General features: G+C 45.1%; 3 protein-coding genes and 1 pseudogene. All 4 read right to left on the bottom strand.

Annotated elements, in window-relative coordinates; genetic code table 11:
• Positions 1-3,007 (bottom strand): DNA-directed RNA polymerase subunit beta (gene rpoB, locus Q0605_RS06590; protein ID WP_298705293.1); only part of this gene is annotated, 3,007 nt, incomplete at its 3' end.
• 90 nt (positions 3,008-3,097) lie between these two features.
• Entirely contained in the window at positions 3,098-3,478 is a 381-nt protein-coding gene (gene rplL / locus Q0605_RS06585; RefSeq protein ID WP_177386842.1) for a 50S ribosomal protein L7/L12, read from the bottom strand.
• A 20-nt stretch (positions 3,479-3,498) separates the two neighbouring features.
• Positions 3,499-3,978 carry a 50S ribosomal protein L10 gene (gene rplJ / locus Q0605_RS06580; protein ID WP_298705291.1) on the bottom strand — a complete coding sequence of 160 codons (480 nt, stop codon included), beginning with the start codon at positions 3,976-3,978 and terminating at the stop codon, positions 3,499-3,501.
• Between the two features lie 113 nt (positions 3,979-4,091).
• A pseudogene (locus tag Q0605_RS06575) lies at positions 4,092-4,425 on the bottom strand (50S ribosomal protein L1); the annotation flags it as partial.

The following is a 4,425-nucleotide window of genomic DNA, read 5'->3' as shown; positions in this document are numbered from 1 at the left end:
TTAGGCTTTGATCGCTTTGCAAAGCGCTTTTTGAAAGAAGCGCCACTACCTTTAACATCTCTTCTCGATCGAGCATCAAAAGCCTGTCGTGATGCTCCCTTTCGAGCTCGGTTTTTTCATCCTCATAGGCTTTGTTCGTGCGCGGATCCTTCTCGTAGCCCTTTTTGGTAAAAATTTTAACGTCGATTACCACGCCTTCCATTGAAGCAGTAGCGTAGAGAGATTTATTTACCACATGTCCCGCCTTCTCGCCGAAGATCGCACGTAAAAGCCTCTCTTCAGGCGTCGGCTTGACCTCGCCCTTCGGAGTTACCTTGCCTACTAGGATCATGCCCGGTTTGACGTGAGTGCCGATCTTTACGATACCGCTATCATCGAGGTGAGTAAGCTCCTCCTCTTTGATATTAGGGATATCGCGCGTGATCTCCTCTACGCCGTCTTTTAGCTCTCTAGCCTCGATCTCCTTTTCATAAACATGCACGCTGGTGTATTCGTCGGCGCGGATCATCTTTTCGCTCATGACGACGGCATCCTCGTAATTGTAACCGTGCCACGGCATGAAAGCTATAAGAGCGTTTTTGCCGATCGCAAGCTCGCCGCCGTCCATGCTAGGACCGTCGGCTATGATTTGACCCGCCTTTATCACGTCTCCTTTTCGCACGATAGGGCGCTGTGAAAAGGTAGTGTTTTGATTGGTGCGTAAATTTTTCTCCATCGAGTAGTGATCGATAAACGGCCCCTTCTCGTCTTCGCCCAAAATGAATATATTTTTATTATCGACCTTTTCTACGACGCCGTCGCGTTTAGCCTTGATCGCTTCCCACGAATCGCGTGCGATGATCGCCTCCATGCCAGTTCCTACGATAGGGGCGGTAGAGTGCAGAAGCGGTACAGCTTGGCGCTGCATGTTCGAGCCCATAAGCGCGCGGTTAGCATCGTCGTGCTCTAAAAACGGAATCAGCGATGCCGCTACGCCCGCGACCATACCGGAGCAAAGATCAATTAGCGAAATATCCTCACGCTTGGCCATGATGTTTTCGCCGTCTTTTCTAACCTCCAAAAGCTCCTCTACGATATTGCCCTCTTCATCCAATTTAGCGGACGCAGGAGCGATTACGAGCCCCTCTTCCTGCGTAGCGGTAAGATAGACGATCTCGTCGGTTACCTTACCGTCTACGACCTTTTTATACGGGGCTTCGACGAAGCCTAGATCATTTACCTTCGCATAGGTCGCTAAGGTATTTATCAGACCGATGTTTTGACCCTCCGGGGTCTCGATAGGGCAAATTCTACCGTAGTGCGTAGGATGGACGTCACGCACCTCAAAGCCTGCGCGCTCTTTAACTAGTCCGCCTTCGCCCAGCGCAGATAGACGGCGCTTATGCGTAACCTCGCTAAGCGGGTTGGTCTGATCCATAAACTGGCTTAGCTGGCCACCGGTGAAAAATTCCATAAGCGTAGTGGTGATGATTTTAGGGTTTACGAAATCATACGGCATAAGCTCGTCTAAATTTCCGCTAATGCCAGTAAATTTATCCTTGATCGCCTTTTGAACCTTGATAAATCCAAGATGCATCTCGTTTGCCAAAAGCTCTCCGATTGAACGTATGCGGCGATTGCCGAGATTATCGCGATCATCGATGAAGCCGTCGCCGTTTTTAACCCTAATTAAATATTTCGCCGTCTTGATAATATCCTCGCTGGTTAGTACGGTTACGTACTCCGGCGCTTCGATGCCTAGTTTGTGATTCATTTTCATACGACCTACTTTGGTTAGATCGTAGCGCTCAGGGTTGAAAAACAGATCGTTTACGAAGCTCTTTGCCGCCTCTTTTACCACCGGCTCACCCGGGCGCATAACTTTGTAAATTCTAATCGCAGCTAGATCGTTCTCGTCGTCTATGCCCTCGCTTTGTTGCAAGAGCTTAAGCGCGTCGGCGTCTTGGATGAAGGAATTTATGATTGAAGTATCTACGCCGCTAGCTAGGTCGTTAGCGATCGTAAATTTTTTCTCGGTGTTAGCGATCTTGGCTAACTTGCCCTCATCAAGCGCGGTTAGTGAATCAAAAAGCACTTCACCGCTGTTTTTATCGACGATGGCGTCCGCCAGATAGCGCTCAGCTAAAATTTCAGCCGGATATTCGATTAGCTTTAGTCCGTCCTCCGCCAGCTTCTCCGCTTTTTTGGATGTTAGGCGCTTGCTTGCTTGATGAAGCACCTCGCCCTTTTCGTTTATAATGTCGTAATCAAGCCTACCGGAATACTCTTTAGGATCGAAATCGGTTAGGAATTTTCCTTTTTTGATATAGATCGTCTTAATAGGATAAAATAATTTTATAATGTCTTGTTTTTTGTAGCCGAGTGCGCGAAATAGGATCGTGATCGGAACCTTGCGCCTTTTATTTATGCGCACATATAGTACGTCTTTTACGTCGTATTCGAAGTATAGCCAGCTGCCGCGATCAGGTATTATTTGAGCGGTGTAGATGAGTTTATTTAAAACCGTAGGGCTCTCTTCCTCTTTGAAGATTACGCCCGGGCTTCTGTGCAGCTGATTTACGACTACGCGCTCGACGCCGTTAATGATAAATGAAATTCTATCGGTCATTAGAGGAATGTCGCGAATAAATATATCTTGCTCTTTGATCTCTTTTACGCCGATTTTTTTGCCCGTCTTTTCATCGCGCTCATGTACTAGCAAACGGAGCTTCATCTTTAAATTTACCGAATAAGTAAGCCCTCTTTCCATGCATTCTCTAATCGAATACTTTGGCTTTGAAATTTCGCTACTTACATACTCGATACTTAGTCTATTCTGTGCATCGTGGATAGGAAAAATGGCTTTGAAAACCTTCTCTATGCCGCTTTCTCCACCCGAGTTATCAAGATTTAAAAAATGATCAAAACTTTTCTTTTGTAGTTGTAATAAATTCGGAATTTCGATCTCTTTGGGAACCTTTGAAAAATCCACTCTAAGACGATTTCCTGAATATAGGCTGTTTAACATTCCACTACCTCGTAGTTGTATTTTAAAGAAAGAAGTGCCGATGCAACGCACCGGCACACATTTGTATGCGAAATTTTAAAATTCCGCGATTTATTTGAGTTCGACTTTAGCGCCTGCTTCTTCAAGCTCTTTTTTAGCCTTCTCGGCGTCTTCTTTGTTAAGTCCCTCTTTAAGAACGGACGGAGTAGCCTCGGTAGCGTCTTTGGCTTCTTTTAGACCAAGGCCCGTTAAGGCGCGAACGACCTTAATTACGTTGATTTTCTTATCGCCCGCATCAAGCAATACGACGTCGAATTCCGTTTTCTCTTCAGCCGCTGCCGCACCTGCGCCGCCAGCACCTGCGCCGCCTGCTACCATAACCGGAGCTGCGCTTACGCCGAATTTTTCTTCGAATTCTTTAACTAACTCGCTAAGCTCTAGCACCGAAAGATTAGAGATATACTCTAAAACATCTTCTTTTGAAATTGCCATTTTATTCTCCTAAATTTTAATTAAGCGCTAGCTTCTTTTTTCTGCTTAAGCGCATTTAAGCCGATCGTAAAATTTTGAATCGGCGCATTCCATACTTGAAGTAACATCGCAATAAGCTCGTCTCTCGAAGGCATCTTCGAAAGCGCTCTAACCTTATCTACGCCGGCTACTTCCCCATCGATATGAGCAGTCTTGAGCTTAAAAATTTCATTTTTCTCTTCAAATTTAGCCGCTACTTTACATACAGAAAGCTGCTCGCCCCATAAGAAGATATTGGTATCTTTAAAGCTAAGTCCGTTTTTTTCGGCATTTTTTAAAGCGATATTAGCTAGGGTATTTTTGATAACTCGAACTTTTACATCCGCTTCGCGCGCGCTATTTCTAAGATCTTCAAGCTGCTTAACGCTAAGGCCTTTAAAATCGGAAATTACTATAGCTTCGCTAGCTTTGAAAGCCTCGCCAAGCTCCGCTACTATCTTTGATTTTTCGTCTCTCGTCATTAGGTCTCCTTTCCGATCGGTGATTTCAAGCCAAGCGATCGAAATTGTAAAATTTCGATCAATTAAGTTAAAAACCTTGAGCTATCTCCAATCTAAGATAAAAATTTAAAATTTTATTTTAAATCGATTATTTCTTGATTATCCAGTGTAACCGCAGGGCTCATAGTAAGTGAAAGCGATGCATGAGTTACGTATCTGCCCTTAGCCGTGGCAGGCTTATGTTTATTGATGGTTTTGATAAAGGCGTTTAGATTATCCAAAAGCTGCTCTTTACTAAAGCTTGCCTTGCCGAGGCCTGCATGGATATTTCCCTGCTTATCAACGCGGAAATTTACCTGTCCGCCCTTAGCGTTTTTAACGGCTTGAGCGACATCCATAGTAACGGTACCGGTTTTAGGGTTCGGCATAACGCCTTTTGGACCAAGAATACGACCTACCTTACCGACT

This window comes from uncultured Campylobacter sp. (genome assembly GCF_938017705.1).
Classification (GTDB): domain Bacteria; phylum Campylobacterota; class Campylobacteria; order Campylobacterales; family Campylobacteraceae; genus Campylobacter_B.
The sequence above is the reverse complement of the archived record's forward strand: the minus strand, read 5'-3'. Positions and strand labels throughout refer to the sequence as shown.